We start from the raw sequence: 24,683 nt of genomic DNA, 5'->3' as shown, positions 1-24,683 counted from the left end.
CGGCGGACCGCCCGCCGACCCCGCCGAGGTGCGGGAGCGGCGGGCGGCAGGGACGTCACGTGGACGTGTGGGCGCTCTTGTCGGTCGTGGCGGCCTCGTCGTCCCGCGGGGCGGCCTCGTCGTCCCGGTCCTGCGGTGCGGCGGGCTGCTGCGGCACCGGCGGGGTACGGACCAGCAGGGCCACCAGCACGGCCAGGACCGCGAGCACGGATCCGACGCCGAACCCCCACCGGATGCCGGAGGCCAGGGCGGCGGTGGCGTCGGCCCCGTCGGCCGCCGCCGTGGCGGCGCGGCCCGTCATGACGCTGATGACCAGGGCGGTGCCGGCGGCGGCCGCGACCTGCTGGAGCGAGCCCAGGATGGCGGAGCCGTGCGGGTAGAGGTGCGGCGGCAGGACCGCCAGGCCCGAGGTGAAGACGGGCGTGAAGACGAACGCCATGCCGGCGCTGAGCGCCACGTGGAGGGCGAGTACCAGCCACGGGGAGGTCTCCTCGCCCGTGAGGGCGAACAGGCCGAGGCACAGGGCCGTCAGGACGGCGCCCGGCACGACCAGGCGCGGTGCGCCGATCCGGTCGTAGAGCTTGCCGACCTGCGGTCCGAGCAGGCCCATGGTCAGCCCACCGGGGATGAGGAGCAGGCCGGTCTGGAGCGAGGTGAGGCCGCACACCTCCTGGAGGTAGATCGGCAGCACGATGAAGGCGCCCATGAGGGCCATGAAGGACAGGCACATCAGGCCCAGCGCGACGGAGAAGTGCCGGAACGTCAGGGTGCGCAGGTCCAGCAGCGGGGTGGACGAGCGCTGCAGTGCCAGCTGTCGCCAGACGAACAGGCCCACCAGCAGGGCGCCGACCGGGGTCGTGATCTCCGGGGGGACGGGGGCCCGGTCCGCCTCGCCGGCGCCGAGGCCGCTCAGACCGTAGACGAGGGCTCCGAAGCCCAGGGCGGCGAGGGGTACGGACAGCCAGTCGATGGGGGCGGCCTGCGGTTCGCCGACGTTGACCAGTTTGCGCCGCCCGAATATGGCCATGGCCGCGGCGATGGGCAGCACGGCCAGGAACAGCAGGCGCCACGTGCCCAGCTGGAGCAGCACGCCGGAGACCGCGGGGCCGAGGGCGGGCGCGACGGAGATGACGAGGGTGATGTTGCCCATGACGCGGCCGCGGTCCTGCGGGGGCACGAGGGTCATCAGCGTGGTCATGAGCAGGGGCACCATGACGGCGGTGCCGCCGGCCTGGACGACGCGGGCGACCAGCAGCACGGGGAAGGCGGGCGCGACGGCCGCCAGGGTCGTGCCGGCCAGGAACAGGGCCATGGCCAGGCTGAAGGCGGTCCGGGTCGTCACGCGCTGGAGGAACCATCCCGTCACGGGGATGACCACGGCCATGGTGAGCATGAAGGCCGTGGACAGCCATCCCGCGGCGGCGGCGGTGACCTCGAACTCGCGCATGAGCCGGGGGATCGCGTTGACCATGATCGTCTCGTTGAGGAGGACGACGAACGTGGACAGCACGAGGATCCGCAGCACGGCGGTGACGCGGGCGGGTGAGGTGGTGGGGGCGGGTGTGGGTGTTGCCTGTGGTGCGGGCATGGTGCCTTCCGTCGTGTGAGTGTCCTCCGCGCTCGGCGGGTCACACTGACAGACCTCGGCGCCGGGAAGAACTCATCGGTATCCCCCCGATCCTGTCGGTGCCGCCGCCCGGGCTCAAACCATTTTGCCGCTCCGCGCCCGGCGGGGAAGGGCTCGCGGGCGAGCCGTCAGCGCAGGACGGAGTGCGGCAGCGCGCGGACGGCCTGGAGGGCGGCCCGGCTTTCGGTTTCGGCCTGCCGGGAGACGTACCCGGTGCCGAGACCGAAGGCCGCCCCGGCGACCGTCGGGTGGTTGGCGGACCGCGTCGAGGGGCGGCCGGTGGAGAACGACCGTTGAGCCACGGGGCCCGCCTCGGCGGGCTCCGTGTGGCGCGGCCCCGAGGGGCGGCCGAGAATGGGATGGGTCCGTACGGGTGACGGGGCCGCCCGCCCTCACGAGGCGCCCGCCCGGACCACCCCGGCCCGCCCGGAGCGGCGGGTGCGGCGGTGCGCGGGGCACGCCGGGGGCGCGCCTCCCTCCCTGGACGCGCAAAGGACCCAGGTGATCGCAGATGTGCCGATGGCTCGCCTACTCGGGGACACCCCTGCTGCTCGACACCATCCTCTACCGACCCGCCCACTCCCTGATCGACCAGAGCCTGCACTCCAAGCTCGGCGTGGAGACCACGAACGGCGACGGGTTCGGCGTCGGCTGGTACTCGGACGACAACCCCACGCCGGCGCTCCTGCGGGACGTCGGCCCGGCCTGGAACAACCGCAACCTGCGGGAGATGGCCGACCACGTCCGCTCGCACCTGTTCTTCGCCCACATCCGCGCCTCGACCGGCACCGCGGTGCAACAGTCGAACTGCCACCCCTTCCGGCACGGCCGCTGGATGTTCATGCACAACGGCGCCATCGCCGACTTCCACCTGATGCGCCGGGACCTCACCCTGCTCGTCGACCCGGCGCTGTACCCGCACATCGAGGGGACGACCGACTCCGAGGTCATGTTCCACCTGGCCCTCACCTTCGGCCTGGACGCGGACCCGCCGGCCGCCGTGGCCCGGATGGCGGGAGTGGTGGAGCGCGTCGGGCACGAGCACGGGGTGGAACTCCCGCTCCAGATGACGCTCGCCCTCACCGACGGCGAACGCGTCTGGGCCTTCCGCTACTCCAGCGCGCGGGCGTCCCGGTCGTTGTTCTACAGCAGTCGGGTGGACACCCTGCGCCGGCTGCACCCCGACGTGGCGTTCCTGCGCGACATCGGCGAGGAGACCCGCCTCATCGTGTCCGAACCCCTCGGTGATCTGCCCGGGGCGTGGCACGAGGTACCGGAGAGCAGTTACGGCGTCGTGCAGTCGGGTGCCGACGAGCTGTTCCCCTTCGCGCCGGTCGCCCCGTGAGGGCCGGCCCGGGACCGCGACGTCCCCCGCCCGCCGCCCGGCCGGGCGGCGGATTCCCCGACCTCCCGGTGGAGAGCCGATGCGCCGCTACCCTCCCATCGCCGAGCACGGTCTGATCGGGGACCTCCAGACCTGCGCCCTCGTCTCGTCCGAGGGGGTCGTCGACTGGTTCTGTTCACCGCGCTTCGACTCCCCCAGCATCTTCGCGAGCCTGCTCGACGCCGACCGCGGCGGCTGGTTCGCCATCACCGCGGACACCGCGAGCGCCGATCGGGGCGGGGGCGGGCACCCCCGCGACGTCGTCACCCGCCAGCTCTACCTGGCCGACACCGCGGTGCTGATCACCCGTTCCCTGACCCCGGAGGGCGTCTGCGAGGTCATCGACTTCATGCCCGTCGACTCCCCGCACACCGCCACCGACCGGCACGTGCTGGTACGCGTCATGCGGGTGGTGCGCGGCACCGCGCGCCTGGTCCTGGAGTGCCGGCCGCGCTTCGACTACGGCCGGGCGCCGCACGAACTCGGCTGCGACGGTACCTCCGCCCGCTTCGAGGGCCCCGGCGTCACCGCGCACCTCCAGGCCCTGGGCCCCGTCGTCCTCGAGGCCGACGGGACGGACGTACGGGCGGAGGTCACCCTGGCCGAGGGCGGACGCGCGGCCGTCGTGCTGACCGTCTGCGACGCGGACGGCGAGGACCCACCGCCCGTGAGCGCGGACGACGTACTGCGGGCCTTCGACGCCGTGCGCGCGTACTGGTACGGCTGGATCGCCCGCTGCACCTACCGGGGACGCTGGCGGGAGATGGTCAACCGCTCGGCGATCACCCTCAAGCTCATGACCTACGCCCCGACCGGCGCGCCCATCGCCGCCGCCACCGCGGGCCTGCCCGAGCAGGAGGGCGGCGAGCGCAACTGGGACTACCGCTACACCTGGATCCGTGACGCCTCCCTCGCCGTGCGCGCCATGCGCGACCTCGGCTTCACCGAGGAGGCGCACGCCTTCCGCGACTGGCTGATCCGGCGGCTGAGGGACGGCGCGGCCCCGAACGGCGAACCCCTGCAGATCATGTACCGGGTCGACGGGGACCCGTACCTGGACGAGGAGGTGCTCGACCACCTGGAGGGCTGGCGGGGATCCGCCCCGGTGCGCGTGGGCAACGGCGCGGCGGACCAGCTCCAGATGGACATCTACGGGGAGGCCGTCTACGGGCTCTCCCAGGTCGGCCGGGTCGGCGACCTGGTGGGCTTCGACGACTGGCGGCACTGCGCCGCCCTGCTGGACTGGTTGTGCGAGCACTGGGACCGCCCCGACGAGGGCATCTGGGAGACCCGCGGCGGGCGCAAGGACTTCACCTACAGCCGACTCATGTGCTGGGTCGCCCTGGACCGGGGGATCCGCCAGGCCACGGCCACCGCCCGGCCCGGCGACCTCCCCCGTTGGACCGCCACGCGGAACGCGATCCTCGAACAGGTGATGGACCTCGGCTGGAGCGCGGAACGCCGGGCGTTCGTCCAGGAGTACGACAGCGAGGTGCTGGACGCCTCCCTGCTGCTCATGCCCCTGGTCGGCTTCCTCGCGCCCAAGGACCCGCGCTGGCTGTCCACCCTCGACGCCATGGAGTGCGACCTCGTGTCCGACAGCCTCGTCCACCGCTACGATCCGGCGGCCTCCCCCGACGGTCTGCGGGGCTCCGAGGGCACCTTCTCGCTGTGCACGTTCCTGTACGTGTACGCCCTCGCCCGGGCCGGACGTCGCCACCAGGCCCGCTACGCCTTCGACAAGATGCTCACGTACGCCAACCACGTGGGGCTGTTCGCCGAGGAGATCGGCCTGACCGGCGAACAGCTCGGCAACTTCCCCCAGGCCTTCACCCACCTTGCCCTGATCACTGCGGCGCTCGCCCTCGACACCGAACTCGACGGGGCCGCGGGCGCCACCTGACGGCTGCCCTTCGAGGGAGTGCGCGCCATGGTGCTCGACCTCCTGCTCATCGGCCTGGCGGTCACGCTGTTCCCGCTGCCCGTCATGGCCTTCGTCCTGGTCGTCTCCTCGCCCCACGGGGCCCGCAAGGGCCTGGCGTTCGTCCTCGCCTGGCTGGCGTGCCTCGTGGCCGTGATGGCGGTCGTCCTGCTCCTCACCGACGGGCAACCACCGCCGCCCCGCTCCCCGCCGTCCGTCGCGGCGCTCTCGGCCACCCTGGTCATCGGTGTCTGCCTGGTCGCCTACGGCGAGTACAGGCGCCGCCGCGGCCGGCACGCCTCCCCCGCCGCGGCGTCCGCCGCCACGGCGTCCGGCGCCACGGGGTCCGCCGTGCGCAAGCGCTCCCGGCGCTCCCGGACGGACGACATCAGCGCCTGGTCGGCGGCGGTCCTCGCCGTGCTCCTGCAACCGTGGGGGATGGTCGGCGCGGCGGCGGCGACCGTCGTTCGGGCGGACCTCTCGCACGCCGCCTCGTTCCTGTCCCTCATGGGCTTCTGCCTCCTGGCCACCTCCACCCTGTTGGCCATGGAGCTGTACATGGTGCTCTCGCCCGAGCGGGCGCAGCGCTCGCTGCTGCGCCTGCGCGCGTGGCTGGAGGGCCACAAGGAGCCGGCGATCATCCTCGTCTGCCTCCTGCTGGGGCTGTGGCTCGTCGGCAGGAGCCTGTACCAACTGACCGGCTGACCCCTCCGCCGCGCGACCCCGCCCTCAGCCCTCAGCCCTCAGCCCTCAGCCCTCAGCCCTCAGCCCTCAGCCCTCAGCCCTCAGCCCTCAGCCCGAACCGTGCCCCGGCGCGCCGAGGGCCGCCTCCAGTCGGGTGATGTCCTCGGCGTCCTTGGCGCGTCGGGGTCGGGAGGGGTCCCAGACGGGCATCATCCGCTTGATCTCGATCTGGGCCCGCGGAGCGACGATCGCGCAGCACAGTCCGCCGATGCGGCCGGGCCCGGCGGCATCGAGCATGCCCTCGGGCCAGGGCGCGCCGGCCCACGGGCCCCCGGCGACCACCACGCGGCCGGCCGCGTCCCGGTCCAGGAGGGTGAAGCTGCTGTCGAGCCCCTCCTTGGCGAAGTCGAGTTGTAGGTCGGGCGGCGGTCCCGGCACCGGTCGCCAGCCGTGGTCCGGGAGGGCCTTGGCCAAGGCCTCGGCGTCGTGCGACCGGGCGAACCAGTCGATGTCCTCGTGGTCGCGCGTGACCTCGCCGAGGAAGAAGTCCATGGCCCACCCGCCGCGGAGCCACAGGGGAACCCCCAGCGCCTCGGCGATGCCCAGGGTCTCGGCGATCAGGCGCAGTTGTCGGTCGGCGCGTTCTGTGTCCACGGCGAGGCAGGCTACGCGACGCCGGTCGAGGGAGCAGTCGAATGACTGATGCCCCGCGTGCTTCCTCGGCGGCACAGTGGGCTTGCTCCGGCGCACAGGGCGCTCGGAGCGACACCCGTGGCACCAGAGGACAGAGGAGTCTCCCCATGGACCTGCGCAGAACGGTTTCGAGGATCGCGGTGGGCGCCGCCACGCTGACGACGGTGGTCGTCGCGACGACGACAAGCGCGAACGCCGCCATCCTGACCGACATCCAGACCGGGTCCGGCAAGTGCCCCGCCAACTGGGTGTGCCTGTGGAGCGAGAACAACTTCATCAGGGGCGGCGCCGGGAACGGGTTCGACTTCGGCGCCGTCGGTTCCGACGAGAACCAGGCGGACATGGGCAAGTTCGCCTTCGACTCCAAGTACTGGCGCTGGAAGGGCATGCCGGACGCCACTTCCTCGGTCGTGAACAACACCCGCGGCGGCGTCTGTTTCTACGAGCACACCAACTACGGCGGGCTGGAGTTCAGGATCGGGGCCGGGGAGAAGTGGGCCTCCGTCCCGTCGTGGATCAACGACAGGATCAGCTCCTTCAGGTTCTGCTGAGTGACCCCGCCCGGTCCTCCCGGACCGCGGGATCCCACCCACCCCACCCCACCCGCACCCCACCGACACCACAGGACCGGCGCATCCGACCGGATCCGCGAGAGAGGGACCATGTTCGCGAAGAGCAGGACGACGAGGCTCGGACTGTGCGCCGCCGCCGCGGCCACGCTGGTCATGACACTGGCCACGTCGGCGAGCGCCGCCAACGTCTTCAACATCGGCCACGGGGCCGGGTCGTGCCCCGACAACCACGTCTGCCTGTGGCCGGAGGGCAACTTCATCGAGAGGTCGTTCGTCAACGACCACAAGTACTCCTCCGTCGCGTCGAACCAGAACGTCGGCGACATGGGCAAGCTCGGTCGGGACGCGGCCGGCGACAAGGGGATGCAGGACGTCGCCTCGTCCGTGTTGAACAACACCGGCGCCGCCGTGTGCTTCTACGAGCACAACAACTACGGCGGCCTGGAGTTCAGGATCGGCCCCCGGGAGCACTGGCCCTCGGTCCCCTCGTGGATCAACGACAGGATCAGCTCCTTCAAGCGCTGCTGACCACTGACCTCTTCTCGAACCGAACGGATGGTAACCGGATTGGCCGGCAGGAAAAGGGCGAGGATCGGACTGTGTGCCGTCGCCGTCACCGGATTGATCATGACCGCGGCGACGTCCGCGAGCGCCAACGTGATCCTGGGCATCGGGCAGGGCGCCGGAGCGTGCCCCGCCGACCACGTGTGCCTGTGGTCCGAGAACGACTTCGTCAGACCCCCCAGCGGGCACAAGTTCGGTGCGATCGCCTCGAACCAGAACGTCACCGACATGGGGAAGTTGAAGAAGGACGGAGCCCTGTGGACGGGCATGCAGGACGTCACGTCGTCCGTGCTGAACAACACCGGCGCCGCCGTGTGCTTCTACGAGCACAACAACTACGGCGGCGCGCAGTTCAGGATCGGGCCGTGGGAGAAGTGGCCCTCCGTCCCCTCGTGGATCAACGACAGGATCAGCTCCTTCGCGTTCTGCTGAGCGGGCCGCACCGCCGGACGCTTCGCGCGAGCGGAGCGTCCGGCGGCCGGCGTTGACCGAATCCATGCAGGTCAGCGGGCGCGGATCTTCGTAGGATGGGTGCAGCTCCTCCGGGAGGCACCCGTCCCGGAGGTCACATGCCGCACCACCCCCCTCGCCGGTTGCTCGGACGGAGCCGGGAACTGGAGGCACTGGAGCGGCTGCTGCGCGACGTCCACGAGGGCCGCAGTCGGGTGCTGGTGGTGCGCGGCGAGGCCGGCGTCGGCAAGTCGGCCCTGCTCGACCGGTTGGCGGAGCGGTCCGCGCCGGCGCGGACCGTGTACGCGGCCGGCGTCGAGGCGGAGTCCGACTTCGCCTACTCGGCCCTGCAACGCCTGTGCGCCCCGCTGCTGTCGCACCTCGATCGGCTGCCGGCGGTGCAACAGGACGCCCTGCGCGTCGCGTTCGGTCTGAGCGCGGGGCGTCCGCCCGAGATGTTGCTGCTCGGGATCGCGGTCCTCGGGCTCTTCTCCGAGGCCGCCACCGATTCCCCGCTGGTGTGCCTGGTCGACGACGCCCAGTGCCTGGACCTCATGTCCCGGCGGATCCTGGCGTTCGTCGGGCGCCGGTTGGACGCCGAGTCGGTGGCGTTGGTGTTCGCCGAGCGGACCACCGACGGCGAGGAGGGGGAGGCCGGGAAGGCCTTCGCCGGGCTGCCGCACCTCACCCTGCGCGGGCTGGCCGACGCCGACGCCCGGGCGCTGCTCGACAGCGTGCTGCCGGGGCCGGTCGACCCCCGCGTGCGGGACCGGATCATCGCCGAGACCGGCGGGAACCCGCTCGCCCTGATGGAGTTGCCCCGGGTCCTGTCGCCGGTGGAGCAGGCCTTCGGCTTCGCGGGCCCCGGCGCCGGCCCGCTGACCAACCGGGTCGAGGACGGCTTCCGGCGGCGCGTCGACGCGTTGCCGGCCGATACGCGCGCCCTGCTCCTGGTCGCGGCGCTGGAACCGGTCGGGGACGCCCCGGTGTTGTGGCACGCGCTGCGCGTGCTCGGCATCGGCATCGAGGCCGCCGCGCCGGCCGAGGCGGCGGGCCTGATCACCCTCGGGGCGCCGGTGCGTTTCCGCCACCCGCTGGTGCGTTCGGCCGTCTGGCGCGGTGCGGACGCGCCGGCGCTGCGCGCGGCGCACCGCGCGCTGGCCGAGGCCACCGACGCCGAGCGCGACCCCGACCGTCGGGCCTGGCACGAGGCCCACGCCGCCGTGGGCCCGCACGAGCCGGTCGCCGCCGCGCTGGAACGCTCCGCCGACCGCGCCCTGGCGCGCGGCGGGCGGGCGGCCGCCGCCTCCTTCCTCGAACGGGCCGCCGCGCTGACTCCCGACCCGGGGGAACGGGCCCGGCGGGCCCTGGCCGCCGCGGGCGCCCACCTCGCGGCGGCCGTACCGGCCCGGGTACCCGATCTGCTGGCCGCCGCCGAGCTCGGACCGCTGGACCCGTTGCAGTCGGCCCACGCGGGTCGGCTGCGGGCCAAGGCCTCGGCCATGACCCGTCCGGGGCTCGGCGCGGTACAGCCGTTGCTCGACGCGGCGGGCCGGCTGGCGGGTCTGGATCCGGCCGCCGCGCGGGAGACCTGCCTCGCGGCGTTCGGCGCGGCCATCTGGGCCGGCCGCTACGACGCGAGCGGACTGCGGCGGGCCGCGGAGGCGGCCCGCGTCCTGCCGCCCGGAGAGGAGACGGCGGCGGTCTTCCTGCGGGCCCTGATGGTGTGGACCTCGGACGGGCCGGTCGCCGCCTTCCCGCTGCTGGCGCGGGCGGTGCGCTCCCTCACCGCCGAGGAGGACCTGGCCGTGCTGTGGCCGGCCGCGAACGCGGCGGTGGAACTGGGCGACCTGCGGGCGTGGCTGGACATCACGGGGCGGGCGGTCCGCTTCGCCCGGACGACGGGGACGCTGTCGATCCTCTCGACGGCGCTGCCCTACCGGGCGGCCTCGCTGGGCTTCGCGGGCCGCTTCGACGAGGCCTGGGACCTGCTGGACGAGGCCGCGGCCGTCGAGGAGGCGGCGGGCGCGGCCACGAGCATGGTCTCGGCGGCCCTGCTGAGCGCCTACCGGGGACGGGAACGCCCGGCCCTGGAGCGGATCGGGGCCATGGAACGGGAGGGTGAGGAGCGGGGGCTCGGCCGGCTCACCGGCATGGCGGCGTGCGCGCGGGCCGTGCTCCACAACGGCCTGGGCGACTACCCGCGTGCCATGGAGGCGGCGCTGCGGGGCGGGGAGTACCGGGACATGGTCGTGCACCACTGGACCTGCGCCGAGTTGGTCGAGGCCGCGGCGCGGGCCGGGCATCCGGACGTGGCGGCACGGGCCCGCGAGCGGCTGACCGACTGGGCTCGCGCGGGTACGCCCTGGGCCCTCGGCGCGTCGGCGGTCGCGGACGCCCTGACCTCGGGTGCGGCGCGGGCCGAGGACCGCTATCGCGAGGCCGTCGACCACTTCGGCCGGGGCGGGCTCGGCGTGTTCGAGGCGCGGACCCGGCTGTTGCTCGGTGAATGGCTGCGGCGTCGGGGCCGGCGCACCGAGGCCCGCGCCGAACTGCGCGCCTCGTACGGGGCGGCGTCGGCGATGGGCATGGAGGCGTACGCCGAGCGGGCCCGGCGGGAGCTGCTCGCCACCGGTGAGACGGTCCGCGAACGGAGGCCCGGCACACCGGTCCTGACCCCGCAGGAGGCCCGGATAGCCCGGCTCGCGGCGACCGGGCACCCGAACGCGGAGATCGGGGCGCAGCTGTTCCTCAGCCCGCGCACGGTCGAGTGGCACCTGCGCAAGGTCTTCACCAAGCTGGGGGTCTCCTCGCGTCGCGAGATCGAGGGCGCCCTGCCCGCGCGCTGACCACGTGCCCTCAGAGCCCGTGGACCTCCTCCGTCCGGCTCAGCGCGTCGCGCAGCCCCGCCCGGGTGGTGATGCCCAGTTTGGGGAAGGCGCGGTACAGGTGCGAGCCGACGGTGCGGGGCGACAGATGCGTCCGTTCGCCGATCTCCTTGTTGGTCAGGCCGCTCGCGGCCAGGTCGGCGATGCGGCGTTCCTGCCAGGTCAGCGCGGGCGCGGAAGGTGTCGAGGCGCGGGGCCGCGTCCCGGTCCCGCCCAGGGCGGCGCGGGCCCTGTCGGTCCAGCCGGCCGCGCCGAGACGTTCGAACGCCTCGGCCGCCGGCAGCAGGTGGCGCCGCGCCGCCGCCCGGCCCTCGACGCGGCGTACGCGCAGTCCGTACGCGAACCGGATCCGGGCCGACTCGAACGGGAACCGGTCGGCGTCCGGGTGGGACGCGGCGCGCGCGAACATCTCGGCGGCCTCCCGATCGTCCCCGGCGGTCATCGCCAGCGCGCCGTGGGTGATCAGGTCCTGGCGGGGCGAGACGGCCGGCAGACCGGCGTCCCGTGCGGCCAGGGCGTGCGCCCGGGCCTGCGCGGCGCGTCCGGTGTGCAGGGCGGCCTCGACGAGGTCGAGGAGGGTGCGCGGGGCCTGGTACGCGTACGGTCGGAAGCCGCCCGGCGGGGTGATGCCGGTGGCGTGGCGGTACGCCGCCTCGTGGTCGCCGCGGCCGAGCGCGGCGGTCGCCGCGGCGGAGGCGGCGACCTGGGTGAGGAATCCCAGTCCGCGCGGGCGGGCCCAGGCGTCCACCTCGGCCCGCAGGTCCCGGGAGCGGCCGGTCCGGCCGCGCAGCGCGGCGAGTTGGGCCAGGTACGCGCGGCTCTGGTGCGCGAACAGGTGGTGGCCGTGCTCGACGGCCAGCTCCAGTCCGCGCCGGCCGCTCTCCTCGGCCTCGGCCCACTCGCCGACCGCCATCCGGTCGAGTGTGATCTGGTGCAGCATCACCATGCCGGTGGCCAGGGCCCCGGTCTCCAGTTCCCGGTCCACGACGCGCTGGAGGTGGGGGCGGTAGCGGTTCAGGAGGTCGAGGTGGTAGGCGGCGACGCCCAACCGCGTGACGTCCCAGGGCTCCAGGTCCGGCAGGTGGGCGGCGGCGCGGAGCACCGGCTCGGCCCACCGGGCGCCGTGGCGGTTCACGTCGCTCCACGTGCCGCTGTAGATGCGCGCGCGTTCGCCGACGAGGCCGCCCAGGGAGGCGAGGAGGGCGTGCGTGCTCTCCCACGTGGCGCGGTCGCCGCTGTACTGGCTGATGGCCAGGAGGAGGATCACCAGTCGGTCGAGCACCTCGCCGCGTCCGTTGTGCCGGTCGGGATCGTCGCGTCCGTCGGGTGCGTCGCGCGCGTCGTCGGGCGCGGCCCCCGGTGCGCCGTCCCGCAGCCCTTCGATCGCGGCGGTGACCTGTGGGTGGGTGGAGCGGACGTCCCCGTCCTGGTAGAGGGCCTGGTACGCGGTCGCCAGCACCGCGGCCGGCGACCGGTCCGCGCCGGGCGCGGGGTCGGCCCGGACCAGCAGGTGCGCCCGGCCGGGGCGGGCGGCGTGGCCGGCGACGAAGGCCGCCTCGGCCAGGCGTCGCGACCGGTCGGTGCGGCTCTCGCTGAGCTCGGCGGCGCGGGTCAGCCGGCTCACGGCGGCCAGGGCGCCGCCGCGCCGGGTCGCGCGGTCGGCCGCCGCCTCCAGGACGGCGGCGACGTCCTCGTCGGGGTCGACGGTGGCCGCGGCCAGGTGGGTCGCCCGCCGTTCGAGGTCGCCCGAATGGAACCGCGCCAGGGCGAGGTGGGCGGCGCGGCGCCGGCTCGGCGCGGCCATCTGCACGACGGTGGAGCGCACCAGGGGGTGGCGGAAGACGAGGTCGTCGCCGGCCGCCCCGACGTCGAGCAGCCCGGCGGCCACGGCAGCGTCGGCGTCGCGCATGACGTAGCGGGCGGTGGGGACGGCGCCGGCGCCGCCGGGGGTGCCCGCTCCGTCGAGCGCGCCCATCAGCAGCTCGGTCCGCACGCGGTCGTCGAGGGCCTCGACGCGGGCGCCGAAGAGGCGTTGGAGGCTGCGGGGCAGCGGCAGGCCGTGCCGGTCGACGAGGTCGTCGACCGCGAGCGCGTCCGGCCGGCCGGTGAGGTGGGCGGGCAGCTCCAGCAGGGCCAGTGGGTTGCCGCGGGCCTGTTCGAGGACGACGCGGCGCAGCCGTCGGTCCAGGTCCGGGTGGCGTCGGTCCAGCAGGTGCGCCGCGTCCTCGTCGGTGAGGGCGGCGACCGGCAGTTCGGGCAGTGCGGGGGTGTCGAAGCGTGACGTGGTGTCGGTGCGAACGGCGACCAGCAGCTTCACCGGGCCGCCGGTCAGGCGCCGACCGACGAAGCCGCAGACGTCGGCGGAGGCGTCGTCCAGCCACTGGGCGTCGTCGAGGACCAGCAGGGGCGTCCCGCCGCGGGAGAGGGACAGCAGGCCGAGGACGGCGATGCCGAGCGTCATGACGGAGGGCCGAGCGCCCGGTGCCGCGCCGAACACGGCGTCGAAGGCCGCCCGGCTCGCTTCGTCCAGGTGCGCGGTGTCGGCGAGCAGCGGATGGAGGAGCTGGTGCAGCCCGGCGTAGGGCAGCGCGGACTCCTCCTCCACTCCGGTCGCCCGCAGGACGTGGTGCCCCTCGCGTTCGGCCGACACGGCGGCGTGGCGCAGCAGCGCGCTCCTGCCGACCCCGGCGTCCCCCCGCAGGACGAGGGCCCGGCCGGTGTCGGACCTCACGAACGCCGCGAGTTCCGCCTGTTCGCGCTCGCGGCCCACCATCGCCGTGGTGATCGGTTCCATGCCCGTCCTGTCTCCCGCCGGTCTCGCCCGTGGCGTGCGCCGGCTCCGACGGCCGCGCGTCCCTCCCTCACGATCCCCGGGCCCGGGGATCGTCGAGCCGGTGTCGAACCCTGGTCGTCCCGGGCCCGTGCCCTGGCCCGTGCCCTGGCCGATCCCCCTCAGGCCCCCGGCCGTGCAGAACGGGCAGCCCTGCCAGAAGGGCGGCGCGGCCGACACCCTGTGACGTGCGCGGGAGGCCGTCGCGGGCGGGCGCGGAGACGGCGAGCGTCAGCACGTCCGCGAAGACCGCGTGCCGCTGTCGGTCATCTCCAGGTACCGGCCGTCTCCCGTGGAACACGTGCACGACCCCGGCGTGGGAGCGCCGGCCCCGCGCGGCGGTCCCGGGCGGGATCGGGCCGAGAACGGTGGGGGCATCTCGTGGCGTTCGTACCGAATCCTCCCCGCTCGTGAGGGGGACGGCTGGACAGGGTCGCCGTGCGGTGGTGCACCATGACGGGGGCTTCAACGGGGAAGCCGCCGTGGAAGGAGGCTGCGATGCTCGAGTGGAAACCCCTGGACACCGGGCGCCGCCCCGTCCCCGACCCCGCCGCGACCGTCTCCGTGTGGGCGTCGGCGGCCGCGGCCGCCCTGCTCGTCGTGATCGCCTTCAACCTCCTGGGACACCAGAGCCTGACGACGGCCGGGCTCCTGGTCCTCTCGCTGATGGTCGCCGCGGCCAGCACCGGTGCCCGCCTCGCCGCCGCGCCGGGCACCGCCCTGCTGTGCTGGGCCGTGCTCAACGCCTTCGGCGCCCCGCCCATCGGTGAGCTCACCTGGACCGCCCCGCACGACCTCGCCCGCATCGCCTGCCTGCTCACGGCCGCCGCCACCGGCACGGCCGCGGCCCGTCTCTCCCACGCGCGCGCCGCCTACCACCGGCTGGCGCCGTGACGGAGCGACGGTCGGGCGCGCCGGGCCGCGAAAACCGTTGGGGCGGCGCGGCCCCGGCCTGTTAGCGTCCGCGTCATGTGTTCCGTCATCCACAACCGGCAGTCCCTGCGCCCCCGGTCGGCCGTCTGACCCCGTGTCGCCCTCCTGTCGGTCGGCACCGGGTCCCGCACGCCCACCGTTCGCCTCCGGATGACGAGGATCCTCACCATGCGCACCGACACGCGCCGCCCCCTTTTCCTGCTCGTGCACGGCGGTTCCGGCAATGCCCGGACCTGGGAGCCGTTGCGGAACGAACTGGCCCTGCTGGGCCACCTCTCGTACGCCGTCGACCTGCCCGGCCACGGGGCACACGCCGACGGCCCGGCCGCCTACCACCGCCTGCCCCAGGATCCGGCGGCCCTGGCCGCCGCCCCCTCCCCGATGTGCGGTGTGACGTTGCGGGACAACGTCACGCACGTGCTGGGCGTCGTGCGCCGGGTCGCCGCGCGCCGTCCGGTGGTCCTGGTCGGCCACAGCCTCGGCGGTCTGACGATCAGCGCCGTCGCCAACGCCGCGCCGGAACTGCTGCGGCGGGTGGTGCACCTCTCCGCCCTGTGCCTGGGCGACCCGGCCATGCTCACCGAGCCGTGGGGCGTGGTCGACGACAACCTGCTGAACGACGCGGCGGCCCGGATCGTGGTGCCGACGGACCTGCCCGACCCCGGTGTCGTCCGGCTGAACTGGCGTGCCGCGCACGGCGATCCGGAGCTGTTCGCCGCGTTGAAGGCGGCCGTCATGGCCGACGCGTCGGACCACCGGTTCCGGCTGTTGCTGGACTGCCTGGATCCGGACGAGAACCACGCGGTGTGGGAACCGGCCGCGCTGGTGCGGGCCGACGGGTGGGGGCGCGTCCCGCACACCTACGTCCGTCTCTCCGAGGATCGGGGCATCGCCCCGGCCGTCCAGGACCACATGATCCGCACGGCGGACGCGTTGACCCCGGACAACCCGTTCGACGTGCGCACCCTGGCCGCCTCCCACGTCGGCTGGTTCGGCCGTCCGCGGCTGTTCGCCGACCTGTTGGCCGAGCTGGCCTGACGCCGACGGGTGCCCGCCGCCGCTCCCTCAGCCCCGCTCCCTCAGCCCCGTTCGGGCGGGCCCGGGGGGTCGGGGGCGGCGGCTTCGGGGGCGGCGGCTTCGGCGGGTGGCGGTGAGGGATCGTCCCCGCCCGTCGGAGCCGGCCTCCTGATGCTGAGCACCACCGATCCGGCCAGGACGACGACGATGACGGCCAGGCTGACCGGGGAGGGGATCTCCGGGACGGCGGGGCTGATCAGTTTGTGGGACGCCTGGAGGACGAGTTTGACGCCGATGAAGCCGAGGATGATCGCCAGGCCGCGGTTGAGGTAGTGGAAGCGGTCCAGGAGTCCCGCGAGCATGAAGTACAGGGCCCGAAGTCCGAGGATGGCGAAGGCGTTGCTGGTGTAGACGATGAAGGCGTCGTCGCTGACCGCGAGGACGGCCGGGACGCTGTCGACGGCGAAGATCAGGTCTGCCGCCTCGATGGCGGCGACCACCGCGAGCAGCGGGGTCGCCACCCGCTTGCCGGCCTCCTTGACGAAGAACCTGGCTCCGGCGTACTCGTCGCGGACGGGGACGACCTTGCGCAGCATGCGTACGGCGAGGCTGCGGCCGGGGTCGAAGCTGTCCTGCTCGTCCCGGACGAGCTTGTAGGTGCTGTAGAACAACACGGCCGCGAAGACGAACAGCACGGCGGTGAAGCGGCTCACGACGGCGACGCCGAGGGAGAGGAAGATCCCGCGGAAGACGAGGGCGCCGATGACACCGAAGAAGAGCACCCGGTGTTGGTAGGCGCGGGGCACCTTGAAGTAGGCGAAGATCACCGCGAAGACGAAGAGGTTGTCGACGGACAGGCTCTTCTCCAGCAGCCAGGCCGTGGTGTACTCCGTTCCGGCGCTCACCCCGAGCACGAGGAACACGACCAGGCCGAAGGTCAGGGCGAGGCCCACCCACACGCCGCTCCAGGCCGCGGCCTCCCGGAAGCCGATGACGTGGACGTCGCGGTGGGCCAGCAGGTCGACCGCCAGCGACACCACCACCGTCACGGCGAACGCCCCCCACAGCCAGAGCGGGACGTCGAGCGTCACGGGCCCGGGCTCCGTCCGGACGCGTCGGGCTGGCTCGCCCGCCGTTCGGCGGGGCCGCTCTCGCGGCAGGAGGGGTTCGCGCAGGGCGCGTCGTCGTAGAGGGGAACGTAGACGCCCATGGTCTTGTGCCGCCGCACCGTCGCCGGCAGCGGCTGCTTGCAGGTCGGGCAGACGCGTCCGGGCCGAGTCGCCGCGGGGTGCTTTTCTTCGTACATGCACTGACTTTACGTCCGCTTTGCCCGGATTTGAAGCCCCCTTGAAGGAAAAGAGGGCCCGCCTCCTCAGGCGCCGGTGCGGCCCTCCCGGCCGAACGCGAGGACGAACAGACGTCGCCAGTCCACGGGCGGCGCCGGATCCGCGACGCCCGGCCGCTCGCGCGGCACCCGCACCCGCAGCGCGCCCCGCCGCAGCGTGCACACGACCGGGGTGGACAGCCGCAGCGCCTCACCGTCGACCGCCACCGGGATCTCGTCCGCGTCGGAGGTCACCTCGACCCGCTGCGCCGTCGCGACCGTCAGCGCGGCCGACCGGGAGCCCCGCACGGCCAGGTCCGCGGCCTCGGCGGCGCTCTCGACCCGGATCGCGAGCACGCCCAGCTCGCCGTCGTCGAGCCGGGGCCTGCGCCCACCGCCGCCGATGTCGTCGGGCGACACGTAGGCGTTGTTGCTGATCAGCAGGGCCTGCCGGGAGGAGAGCGCGGTGTCGTCGAGTCGCGCGTCCAGCCGCCGCACGCCCTCGCCGATCAACAGGTCGGGCATGAGGGTCAAGATGGTGCCCGCCTTGTCGTCGCGGTACTCGGGACGCTGCACGACGTCCGCGTAGACGCCGAAGGACACGGTGTTGACGAAGGGACGGCCGGCGACGTCCCCGAGGTCGATCCGCAGTTCCTCGCCGTCGGTCAGCGCGTCGAGGCAGCGCGCCGGATCGGACCGGTCGAGGCCGAGGTCCATCGCGAAGTGGTTGCGGGTGCCGGCGGGGATCACGAGGAACGGCAGATCGTGGTCGGCGGCCACGGCCGCCACCAGGGCCTGCGTGCCGTCCCCGCCGGCGACTCCCAGCAGGTCCGCGCCGCGCGCCACCGCCTCGCGGGCCAGGGCGGCCACGTCGACCGGGGCCGACGGGTCGAGCAGGAACACGTCGGCTCCCGACGCCCTCGCCCGCTCGACCAGTCCGAACCGGCCGACCTTCCCGCCGCCCGACTTCGGGTTCATGACCAGGAACGCCCGCCGCGGCCCGGGCGCGGCGACCGCTCGACTCGGCTCCTGGGGACGGGCCCGGCGCAGGGCCGCCCTGCCACAGGCGAGGGCCGCGCCCCAGCACAGGGCCAGCAGGAGGGCCGTCCGCCACAGCCCGTCGTGCGCGTAGAGGGCCAGGACCGCGGCGGGCGCGGCGGCCGCCACCAGCCCCCCGCACAGGCGCACCAGGCCCCGGTGCGCCAGGAACCACCACGTGCCGGCCGCGCAGAGGACCAGACCGAGCAGCCCCGCGCCGATGATCGCCAGGCCGCCCTCCCCCACCGAGAACACCAACACGAGCACGGAGCCGATCGCCGCGAGCACGGCCAGGCGCGCCAGGGGCCGGGCCGCCGCCCTCCCGTGCCGCCCGCCCGTCATCCGCCCTCCTCGGGCACGCGGATCTCCAGGACGCAGATGTCGTCGCGGTTGCCCGGCCGAAGTCCCGCCAGGGTCTTGGCGAGCGGGCCGCTCCGGCCCTCGCGCACGAGCCGGGCGGCCGTCGCGGCGAGGTGCGCGAGCCCCTCGTCGATGTCCTCGCCCGGCACCTCCACGAGGCCGTCCGTGTAGAGGAGCAGGTGGTCGCCGGGGAGGAGGTCGGTCACGTGGTGCCCGTACGTGGAGTCGTACGCGGCGCCGAGGAGGGTTCCCTCGGGCTGCGGCAGGTAGCTCGCCTCACCCGCGCGGATCAGCAGGGGCGGCAGGTGACCGGCGCGCACCCAGGTCAGTCGGTGGTCCCGCGGGTCGTAGCGGCCCATGACCAGGGTGGCGGTGGCGACCTGGTGGTCGACGGCGGTGTGCAGCAGGAGGGTGTTGAGTCGCTCCAGTACGTCGGGCAGCGCGGAGCCGGTGATGGTCATGCCCTTGGCGGTGAAGCGCAACTGGGCCATCGTGCCCACGGCCGCCAGACCGTGGCCGGCCACGTCCCCGACGACGAACAGCGCGCTCGCGTCGGGGAGTTCGATCGCCGAATACCAGTCGCCCCCGACGTTCAGGCCGCTCTCGGCGGGAAGGTAGGCCACGTCGACGCAGAGGCCGGCCAGTTCCAGCGACTGTTCGGGGATCGGCAGGAGGGTGTCCTGGAGGCGGGTGGCGAGGGCCTGTTCGGCCTTGAGCATCCCGCGTTGGACGAGGTTGGCGCGTTCGCTCTCCAGCAGGGCGAGTTCGGCGCCGCGCAGTTCGGTCAGGTCCTGGAAGAAGCCGTGTACCTCCAAAGTGCCGCCGTCCGCGTCCCGCCCCGCCTCCGCGACGATCCGCAGGTGGCGCACCCCGTGCCGGCCGGCGATGCGGAAGGGCTGGTCGATGGGGGTGCCGTCGCCCAGCAGCCGCCGGACGGCCGCGCCCATCGCGGGCAGGTCCTCCGGGAGCAGGTGCCGGGGAAGCTCCTCCAGCCGCATGGGCCCGAGGGCCGGGTCGCGGTCGAAGACGGCGTAGACCTGGTCGGACCAGGTGATGGTGTCGGAGACCAGGTTCCAGCTCGCCCAGCCGAGGTTGCCCAGGCGTTGCAGGTCGTCCAGCCGGCGGGTCTCGCGGTCGGTGGTGTCGTGCCGGATCCAGGACACCACCAGGCGCTCGCCCAGCCGGGACGCGCGGACCGAGTAGACGGAGCGCCTCGGTACGCCGGCGATCACCTCCTCGTAGACGAAGGGCTCCCCCTCGTACGGTTCCCCCATCGTCAGCGCGTCCAGGTACCCCTCCCACAGGGCGGTTCCCGCCACCGTCGGATAGGTCTCCAGCACCCGTCGGCCGATCAGGTCCCGGCCGTGGCGGCCGGCCACGTCCAGCGACTCGGGCGAGGCCGCGTCGATCCGGTAGTCCTCCACCTCGCCGGTCCGCGAGCGCAGGGGGGTCAGCAGGACCACCGGGGCGGACAGGGTGTCGAAGACCGTCTGGACGGCCTCGACGTCCGTGGCGGGCGGGTCCTCGGACAGGGGGGACAGGGGACCCCGGTCCGAGGACAGGAGGCCGCCGCACAGGCGCACGGCCCGCCGGAGCAGGGTGCGGGTGCGTACGTCGAAGGGGCCCGGCCGGGTGCGGAAGAAGCCGACGACGGCGGTCACCACACCGCCGCCGGGGACGGGCAGCCAGGCGCGCGAGGGCCACCGTTCGGGTGGGTCGCCGATCAGGAGGTAGCGGGCGGCGTCCGAGTCGGGGTCTTCGAGCCACACCGCCTCCCGGGCCGCGATGGCCTCCATGGCGGCGACCCCGCTGAGCGGGGGGATGTGGCTCCACTGCTCGGCCATGGCGTCGCTGATGCCGTCGTGGCCGACCATCTTCAGGTTCCCGGCGGTGGCCACGGCGTAGATCATCACCGCGTCGACGCCCGCCGCGTCGCCCAGGACCGCCCGCAGCAGTCCGGCGGTCTCCTGCGGGGTACCGGCGTCGGCGAGGTCGCGGGCCAGGCCGGCGAGGAGCGTACGGTGCCCGGCCGGGCGGCCTCCTTCGGGGACCACGTACCGGCTCGCGCTGAAGGGCGAGCCGGCCGGACCGGGCGGTCCGGTCGACCCGGTGGGCGAAGGACGGGGGACGGCGGGGCGGGGCGCCGGCCCCGCCGGGTCCCTGCCGGTCCGGCCCAGGGTGATCCAGCACTCCTCCAGGGGGGTGCGGCCGTGCCGGGCGGCGCGATCGACCAGCAGTTGGTGGGCGGCGTCCGGTGTCAGGCCCTCCCGTGCCATGAGGACGCCCTTGGCGCGCTCCAGGACGGCGGTCATCGCGGCCACGCCTTCGAGGTCCACCACCTCGGCACGCAACCGGGACACGACCTTGGCCAACGCCAGCACCTCGGGTGACGTTCCCGCGTCGGGCTCTTGCTCGGCACGGGCGTCGGGAAGCACGGAATCGCCCTCCATGCGTCGAGCATGCCACGTGCGGGGCCCGTCGGACCGGTTGTGACCGGGCCGACGTCGTGCCGGGGTGGATCACGCGGTTCCCCCGCCGGCCGTCGGCTCGCCGGCGCCCTCGGCGGGGCCTGAGCGACCGCTCACGCGCTCCAGGAGGCGTTCCATCCGCCGGGTCACGTCCGCGAAGTCCCTCCAGGGGCTCTCGGTATCGCCGCGGTGCCGGGGCGGGGCGGGGTCGGGGTTCCGGGCGTGCGGGGTGTGCTGCGTGTGCTGCGTGTGCCGGGTGTCGCTCATGGTGCGCTCCGATCCGTGCCCGGCGTCTACCCCGTCGCGCCGCGCGCGAACGTGGGGTGGCCCCGGGGGCGGGCCGACGCGGCAGCGTGCCCGCCGCGCTCTGCGGGTGGAAGCGGGAGTGGGGCGGGGGTCGGGGCGGCGGCCTACGCTGGAAGGCGGCGGCCGTGCCGGTGAGCGGCCCTCGGCCGCCCGGTGGGCACCTGCCCCTCCCCCACTGTGCAGGTGCCCACCACCCCGGGGGAGCGCCCGACCGGATCCGTCGGGCTCCGCCGTCCGCCGTCAGCCGTCAGTCGCCGCGACCCGTCTCGCGCCCCCGGTCCCACTCCCGCCGCATCACGGAGCGGAAGTCGTGTGCGGGGCGGCCGGTGACGCGCAGGACCGCGTCGGTGACCCGGTCCTCGGCCCCGTCGGCGATGGCCCGGTCCATGTCGGCGAGGATCGCGGCGAACCCTCCCGGCATCAGCGCCGCGAGCCGGACGCGCAGCTCCTCGCGGGTGAGGGATCGGTGGGCCACGGGGCGACCGGTGACCTCCGTGACGACGGCGGCGACGTCGTCGTAGCCGAGTGCCTCGGGCCCGGTCAGGACGAGGTCCGTGTCGGGGGCGCGCACGTCGGTCAGGGCGCGCGCGGCGACGGCCGCGATGTCCTCGGCGTCCACGAAGCCGACGCGGCCGGTCCCGGTGGCGGTGCGGATGACGCCCTCGTCGCGGATGCTCCGCGCGTGGAGGTGGCCGCCGGTGAAGTTCTGCATGAACCAGGACGGCCGCAGCACCGCCCATTCGTCGAAGATCTGCGGCAGGGCCCGGTGCACCTGCCCCGCGGCCGGCCCGCCCTCCGGGATGGAGGAGGCGCTGAGCAGCACCGCGCGCCGTGCTCCGCCGGCCCGGGCCCGGCGCAGGAAGGGCAGGACGACCCGGGCGGGGTCGGGATCGCCGACGGGCGGGATCACGTAGAGGCGGTCGACTCCGCGCAGGGCGGGCCCGTGGGTGTCGGTGTCGTACCAGTCGAAGACGACCGGCTCGACTCCCGCCCCGGATGCCCCGGTCGCCCCCGAGGCCGCCCCGGTCGCGGACGGAGCCCGGCGGGCGGCGGCCCTGACCGCGTGGCCGGCCGCCGCCAGGCGCGCGCAGGTCCGGCTGCCGGTGGTGCCGGTGGCGCCGATGACGAGCGTGGTCGCGGTCCCGGTGGCGTTCATCGGGCGCTCCCGGCGAAGTCGGCGCCGATCCCGTGGGCGGCGAGGGGGTTCCAGTAGTCGCGGTAGGCGGTGAAGCGGCCGTCCTCGACGGTCACCACGGCGATGTACGTCATGTCGAAGGGGCGGTCTGCGTCCACCAGCCTGCCGACGCCGCGCATCTCGACCACGAGGGTGCGCGGATCGGCCGTCTCGTGGATCCGCAGGTCGGCCTCGGGGAAGTCGTGCAGCTCGATGCGGTCGGGGTAGGGCGCCATGTAGGCCGCGATCTCCGCCCGGCCTTCCAGGCGCCGGGGCCATCCCGGCGGGGCGAACGGGAACTCCATCACCCCGTCCCCGGCCCACAGGTCGACCCAGCCGGGCACGTCCTTGGCCAGCAGGAGCCGCAGGCCGTGGCGGTACAGCTCCGCCGGAGCGGTCGAAGCGGGTACGGACATGGGTATCCTCCCTCTCAAGAATGCGGACCCCGGGTCCGCTTCAACGACAATACGGACCGTCGGTCCGTTTTTCAATCGGAGGTACCGCTTGCCCACCCAGCCCGAGCGCCGCAGCCGCAAGGACGCCGCCCGCAACCAGGAGGCCCTCCTGGCCGCCGCCGACACCCTCTTCGCCGACTCCGAGAGCCCCGAGGACCTCACGATGGCCGACGTCGCGGCTGCCGCCGGGGTCGGCAAGGGGACCCTGTTCCGCGCCTTCGGCGACCGCGCCGGCCTGCTCCGGGCGCTGTACGCGGCCCGGCTCGAACCGCTCCGCGAGGCCGTGGAGGCGGGTCCCGCCCACCTGGGACCCACCGCGCCACCCCGCGAGCGCGTACCCGCCCTGCTGGACGCCCTCCTGTGCTTCAAGCTCGACAACCGCGCCCTCGCGCTGGCCCTGGAGGAGACCGGGAGCGGCAGCCCGTACCAGGCCGGGCACTACGACTACTGGCACGGCCTGCTGCGTTCCACGCTGGAACGCGATCCGGGCGCGACGGACGCCGACTTCACCGCGCACGCCCTGCTCGCCGCCACCCGGGCCGACCTCGTCGAGCGCCTGGCGGGCCGGGAGGGCGTAGCGCGCGAGCTGCTGCGGGCCCAACTGGCGCGCTTCGCGCACAGGGTGGTGGATCCGCACCCCGAGCGATGAGGCCGGGCGCGGCGCACCGCGCCGAGGCCCGCTCCTTTACCACGCAGACACCGGTGTCAACTTGTGACCTGAATGGGTTGGCCGAATCTTTGCCCACCATTAGCCTGATCATGTTCGAACAACATTGATGTCGGGGTGGGGTCGGGTCTCGGGCCCGGAACGCACATAGGGGAACAGCACGTGAAGCTCAAGCGCATGGCCGTCGTGGCCGCAGCCGCCGTGGTCGGCCCGACGGTCCTCATGGCCACGCCCGCCATGGCCGACGAGAAGCCGGCCGCGGTCGTCCCGGACGCCGCGCCGAAGGACGACACCGCGCCGGCGCAGGCCCCGGCCGTCCAGACCCCGGCTCCGGCCGACGAGGCCGCCGTGACGCCGCCGGTGGCCGAGACCCCGGCGACCGCGCCCGCCCCGGCCGCCAAGCCGTCGGCGCCGGCCGCGAAGCCGGCCCCGCAGCCGAACAAGGGCAAGCCGCAGCCGCCCGCCCCGATCGCGGACGGCCACGAACACGAGGACTTCGACGACGAGTACGTCGCCGCCGAGGGCCCGAAGGTCTCCGTCTCCGGCCTGCCGAAGGCGGGCTTCGCGGCGGGCGGCGACTGGCAGCGGATCAAGTTCAAGGTCGACAACTCCGGCCGCCCCACCGTTTCGGACTACGGCTTCGGACTGCTCGTCATGGACGAGTTCGGCAAGCTGAAGGACAAGCACCTCCAGGTCGAGGTCCTCGACGGCGACCAGTGGGTGCCCGCGAGCACCTTCGCCGACGCGATGGGCGGCGAGGCCGGCGGGTTCGGCGTCGCGGGCCGCCTCTTCCAGGTCGAGTCCGTCGACGCGAACGAGACCTTCACCCTGGACCTGCGCCTGCGCTTCACCAAGAGCGCGCCGGCCGGCGACATCCAGTTCATCGCGGCCGGCGGCACGATGGACGAGGAGGCGAGCGTCGAGTCCGAGCCCTCGTTCTACGAGTCGAAGATCACCAAGGCGGCCACCGGCGGGAACACCGGCGGCGGCAACGGTGGGAACACCGGCGGAAACACGGGCGGCAACACCGGCGGCGGCGACAACGACCCGACCCCCAACGGCGGTGCCAAGCCGATCAACGACACCACCACCGGCGGGACCGGCACCGGCGGCGGGACCGGCGCGCAGACCGGCGGCGAGCTCGCCGAGACCGGCACCGACGCGGCCACCACCTGGGCGCTCGGCGGCGCCGGCGTGGCCCTCGCCATGGGCGCGGCCCTGATCGCGGGCACCGGCAAGCGCCGCCGCCCCACCGCGTAACCCGCCCCGGCCGCCCCGGCGGTACCCGTGGCACCTGTGGAACCCCCATGAGGACGGGGTCCGCGCGA

The 24,683-nt window shown here is 74.3% G+C and carries 22 protein-coding genes; 11 read left to right on the top strand and 11 right to left on the bottom strand.

The features are described 5' to 3' along the window. Positions 1-55 precede the first annotated feature (55 nt). Both ACZ6ZI_RS28700 and ACZ6ZI_RS28695 read right to left on the bottom strand, forming a co-directional pair. Positions 56-1,588: a DHA2 family efflux MFS transporter permease subunit gene (locus ACZ6ZI_RS28700; RefSeq protein ID WP_469525466.1), complete on the bottom strand. Its 1,533-nt coding sequence runs from the start codon at positions 1,586-1,588 to the stop codon at positions 56-58. 167 nt (positions 1,589-1,755) lie between these two features. Beyond that, positions 1,756-1,929, bottom strand: coding sequence for a hypothetical protein (locus tag ACZ6ZI_RS28695; RefSeq protein ID WP_469525463.1), 174 nt, complete (start codon positions 1,927-1,929; stop codon positions 1,756-1,758). 209 nt (positions 1,930-2,138) lie between these two features. Here ACZ6ZI_RS28695 and ACZ6ZI_RS28690 point away from each other — a divergent pair, with 209 nt between their 5' ends. From ACZ6ZI_RS28690 to ACZ6ZI_RS28680, 3 genes are all read left to right on the top strand, one after another. Further along, the gene (locus ACZ6ZI_RS28690; RefSeq protein ID WP_469525462.1) at positions 2,139-2,972 is read left to right on the top strand and encodes a class II glutamine amidotransferase; all 834 of its coding nucleotides are present in this window, start codon (positions 2,139-2,141) and stop codon (positions 2,970-2,972) included. A gap of 79 nt (positions 2,973-3,051) precedes the next feature. Further along, positions 3,052-4,914: a glycoside hydrolase family 15 protein gene (locus tag ACZ6ZI_RS28685; RefSeq protein ID WP_469525461.1), complete on the top strand. Its 1,863-nt coding sequence runs from the start codon at positions 3,052-3,054 to the stop codon at positions 4,912-4,914. Positions 4,915-4,941: 27 nt separating this feature from the next. After that, positions 4,942-5,637, top strand: coding sequence for a GAP family protein (locus ACZ6ZI_RS28680; protein WP_469525458.1), 696 nt, complete (start codon positions 4,942-4,944; stop codon positions 5,635-5,637). A gap of 87 nt (positions 5,638-5,724) precedes the next feature. Here the strand turns inward: ACZ6ZI_RS28680 and ACZ6ZI_RS28675 are convergent, their stop codons facing one another. Then, positions 5,725-6,270, bottom strand: coding sequence for a nucleotidyltransferase domain-containing protein (locus tag ACZ6ZI_RS28675; protein WP_469525455.1), 546 nt, complete (start codon positions 6,268-6,270; stop codon positions 5,725-5,727). 146 nt (positions 6,271-6,416) lie between these two features. Here ACZ6ZI_RS28675 and ACZ6ZI_RS28670 point away from each other — a divergent pair, with 146 nt between their 5' ends. The 4 genes from ACZ6ZI_RS28670 to ACZ6ZI_RS28655 all read left to right on the top strand — a co-directional run bounded on the left by ACZ6ZI_RS28670 (position 6,417) and on the right by ACZ6ZI_RS28655 (position 10,744). Continuing rightward, on the top strand, positions 6,417-6,860 hold the full coding sequence (locus ACZ6ZI_RS28670) for a peptidase inhibitor family I36 protein (RefSeq protein WP_469525452.1): 444 nt from the start codon (positions 6,417-6,419) through the stop codon (positions 6,858-6,860). Between the two features lie 111 nt (positions 6,861-6,971). Then, complete coding sequence (locus ACZ6ZI_RS28665; RefSeq protein WP_469525450.1) at positions 6,972-7,409, top strand: peptidase inhibitor family I36 protein; 438 nt, start codon at positions 6,972-6,974, stop codon at positions 7,407-7,409. 99 nt (positions 7,410-7,508) lie between these two features. After that, entirely contained in the window at positions 7,509-7,877 is a 369-nt protein-coding gene (locus ACZ6ZI_RS28660; protein ID WP_469525448.1) for a peptidase inhibitor family I36 protein, read from the top strand. 137 nt (positions 7,878-8,014) lie between these two features. After that, positions 8,015-10,744 (top strand): ATP-binding protein, encoded by a 2,730-nt coding sequence (locus tag ACZ6ZI_RS28655; protein WP_469525445.1) that lies wholly within the window; start codon positions 8,015-8,017, stop codon positions 10,742-10,744. A 10-nt stretch (positions 10,745-10,754) separates the two neighbouring features. On the opposite strand, the gene ACZ6ZI_RS28650 is transcribed toward ACZ6ZI_RS28655, so the two are convergent. Then, the gene (locus ACZ6ZI_RS28650; RefSeq protein WP_469525441.1) at positions 10,755-13,577 is read right to left on the bottom strand and encodes a helix-turn-helix transcriptional regulator; all 2,823 of its coding nucleotides are present in this window, start codon (positions 13,575-13,577) and stop codon (positions 10,755-10,757) included. Between the two features lie 534 nt (positions 13,578-14,111). Here ACZ6ZI_RS28650 and ACZ6ZI_RS28645 point away from each other — a divergent pair. Both ACZ6ZI_RS28645 and ACZ6ZI_RS28640 read left to right on the top strand, forming a co-directional pair. Beyond that, positions 14,112-14,507 carry a DUF4118 domain-containing protein gene (locus ACZ6ZI_RS28645; protein WP_363059328.1) on the top strand — a complete coding sequence of 132 codons (396 nt, stop codon included), beginning with the start codon at positions 14,112-14,114 and terminating at the stop codon, positions 14,505-14,507. Positions 14,508-14,714: 207 nt separating this feature from the next. After that, positions 14,715-15,584 carry an alpha/beta hydrolase gene (locus tag ACZ6ZI_RS28640; protein WP_469525438.1) on the top strand — a complete coding sequence of 290 codons (870 nt, stop codon included), beginning with the start codon at positions 14,715-14,717 and terminating at the stop codon, positions 15,582-15,584. Positions 15,585-15,625: 41 nt separating this feature from the next. Here the strand turns inward: ACZ6ZI_RS28640 and ACZ6ZI_RS28635 are convergent, their stop codons facing one another. The 7 genes from ACZ6ZI_RS28635 to ACZ6ZI_RS28605 form a co-directional block, all read right to left on the bottom strand. Further along, positions 15,626-16,654 carry a TerC family protein gene (locus tag ACZ6ZI_RS28635; protein WP_469525435.1) on the bottom strand — a complete coding sequence of 343 codons (1,029 nt, stop codon included), beginning with the start codon at positions 16,652-16,654 and terminating at the stop codon, positions 15,626-15,628. After that, complete coding sequence (locus ACZ6ZI_RS28630) at positions 16,651-16,869, bottom strand: hypothetical protein (protein ID WP_469525432.1); 219 nt, start codon at positions 16,867-16,869, stop codon at positions 16,651-16,653. The genes ACZ6ZI_RS28635 and ACZ6ZI_RS28630 overlap by 4 nt, the downstream gene beginning before the upstream one ends. 66 nt (positions 16,870-16,935) lie before the next feature. Further along, positions 16,936-18,267 (bottom strand): diacylglycerol/lipid kinase family protein, encoded by a 1,332-nt coding sequence (locus ACZ6ZI_RS28625; protein WP_469525429.1) that lies wholly within the window; start codon positions 18,265-18,267, stop codon positions 16,936-16,938. Beyond that, positions 18,264-20,735 (bottom strand): SpoIIE family protein phosphatase, encoded by a 2,472-nt coding sequence (locus tag ACZ6ZI_RS28620; protein ID WP_469525427.1) that lies wholly within the window; start codon positions 20,733-20,735, stop codon positions 18,264-18,266. Before ACZ6ZI_RS28620 ends, ACZ6ZI_RS28625 begins: the two co-directional genes overlap by 4 nt. Positions 20,736-20,804: 69 nt before the next feature. Next, on the bottom strand, positions 20,805-21,020 hold the full coding sequence (locus tag ACZ6ZI_RS28615; RefSeq protein ID WP_469525425.1) for a hypothetical protein: 216 nt from the start codon (positions 21,018-21,020) through the stop codon (positions 20,805-20,807). Between the two features lie 286 nt (positions 21,021-21,306). Next, complete coding sequence (locus ACZ6ZI_RS28610) at positions 21,307-22,215, bottom strand: NAD(P)H-binding protein (RefSeq protein WP_469525424.1); 909 nt, start codon at positions 22,213-22,215, stop codon at positions 21,307-21,309. Further along, on the bottom strand, positions 22,212-22,649 hold the full coding sequence (locus ACZ6ZI_RS28605) for a nuclear transport factor 2 family protein (RefSeq protein WP_469525422.1): 438 nt from the start codon (positions 22,647-22,649) through the stop codon (positions 22,212-22,214). Before ACZ6ZI_RS28605 ends, ACZ6ZI_RS28610 begins: the two co-directional genes overlap by 4 nt. Positions 22,650-22,737: 88 nt before the next feature. Here ACZ6ZI_RS28605 and ACZ6ZI_RS28600 point away from each other — a divergent pair, with 88 nt between their 5' ends. Beyond that, complete coding sequence (locus tag ACZ6ZI_RS28600; RefSeq protein WP_469525420.1) at positions 22,738-23,337, top strand: TetR/AcrR family transcriptional regulator; 600 nt, start codon at positions 22,738-22,740, stop codon at positions 23,335-23,337. 180 nt (positions 23,338-23,517) lie between these two features. Continuing rightward, positions 23,518-24,615, top strand: a complete 1,098-nt coding sequence (locus tag ACZ6ZI_RS28595; RefSeq protein ID WP_469525417.1) for a hypothetical protein — start codon at positions 23,518-23,520, stop codon at positions 24,613-24,615. The last annotated feature ends 68 nt before the right edge of the window (positions 24,616-24,683 follow it).

The organism is Streptomyces sp. NPDC103540, assembly GCF_055584445.1.
The sequence above is the reverse complement of the archived record's forward strand: the minus strand, read 5'-3'. Positions and strand labels throughout refer to the sequence as shown.

Excerpts from the sequence above, each read along its gene's own strand:
- ACZ6ZI_RS28605 (WP_469525422.1), bottom strand. The coding sequence starts at position 22,649 with ATGTCCGTACCCGCTTCGACCGCTCCGGCGGAGCTGTACCGCCACGGC.
- ACZ6ZI_RS28615 (WP_469525425.1), bottom strand. The coding sequence starts at position 21,020 with ATGAGCGACACCCGGCACACGCAGCACACGCAGCACACCCCGCACGCC.
- ACZ6ZI_RS28610 (WP_469525424.1), bottom strand. The coding sequence starts at position 22,215 with ATGAACGCCACCGGGACCGCGACCACGCTCGTCATCGGCGCCACCGGC.
- ACZ6ZI_RS28660 (WP_469525448.1), top strand. The coding sequence starts at position 7,509 with ATGACCGCGGCGACGTCCGCGAGCGCCAACGTGATCCTGGGCATCGGG.
- ACZ6ZI_RS28665 (WP_469525450.1), top strand. The coding sequence starts at position 6,972 with ATGTTCGCGAAGAGCAGGACGACGAGGCTCGGACTGTGCGCCGCCGCC.
- ACZ6ZI_RS28645 (WP_363059328.1), top strand. The coding sequence starts at position 14,112 with ATGCTCGAGTGGAAACCCCTGGACACCGGGCGCCGCCCCGTCCCCGAC.
- ACZ6ZI_RS28680 (WP_469525458.1), top strand. The coding sequence starts at position 4,942 with ATGGTGCTCGACCTCCTGCTCATCGGCCTGGCGGTCACGCTGTTCCCG.
- ACZ6ZI_RS28630 (WP_469525432.1), bottom strand. The coding sequence starts at position 16,869 with ATGTACGAAGAAAAGCACCCCGCGGCGACTCGGCCCGGACGCGTCTGC.
- ACZ6ZI_RS28700 (WP_469525466.1), bottom strand. The coding sequence starts at position 1,588 with ATGCCCGCACCACAGGCAACACCCACACCCGCCCCCACCACCTCACCC.
- ACZ6ZI_RS28640 (WP_469525438.1), top strand. The coding sequence starts at position 14,715 with ATGCGCACCGACACGCGCCGCCCCCTTTTCCTGCTCGTGCACGGCGGT.
- ACZ6ZI_RS28655 (WP_469525445.1), top strand. The coding sequence starts at position 8,015 with ATGCCGCACCACCCCCCTCGCCGGTTGCTCGGACGGAGCCGGGAACTG.
- ACZ6ZI_RS28650 (WP_469525441.1), bottom strand. The coding sequence starts at position 13,577 with ATGGAACCGATCACCACGGCGATGGTGGGCCGCGAGCGCGAACAGGCG.
- ACZ6ZI_RS28670 (WP_469525452.1), top strand. The coding sequence starts at position 6,417 with ATGGACCTGCGCAGAACGGTTTCGAGGATCGCGGTGGGCGCCGCCACG.
- ACZ6ZI_RS28690 (WP_469525462.1), top strand. The coding sequence starts at position 2,139 with ATGTGCCGATGGCTCGCCTACTCGGGGACACCCCTGCTGCTCGACACC.
- ACZ6ZI_RS28620 (WP_469525427.1), bottom strand. The coding sequence starts at position 20,735 with ATGGAGGGCGATTCCGTGCTTCCCGACGCCCGTGCCGAGCAAGAGCCC.
- ACZ6ZI_RS28625 (WP_469525429.1), bottom strand. The coding sequence starts at position 18,267 with ATGACGGGCGGGCGGCACGGGAGGGCGGCGGCCCGGCCCCTGGCGCGC.
- ACZ6ZI_RS28685 (WP_469525461.1), top strand. The coding sequence starts at position 3,052 with ATGCGCCGCTACCCTCCCATCGCCGAGCACGGTCTGATCGGGGACCTC.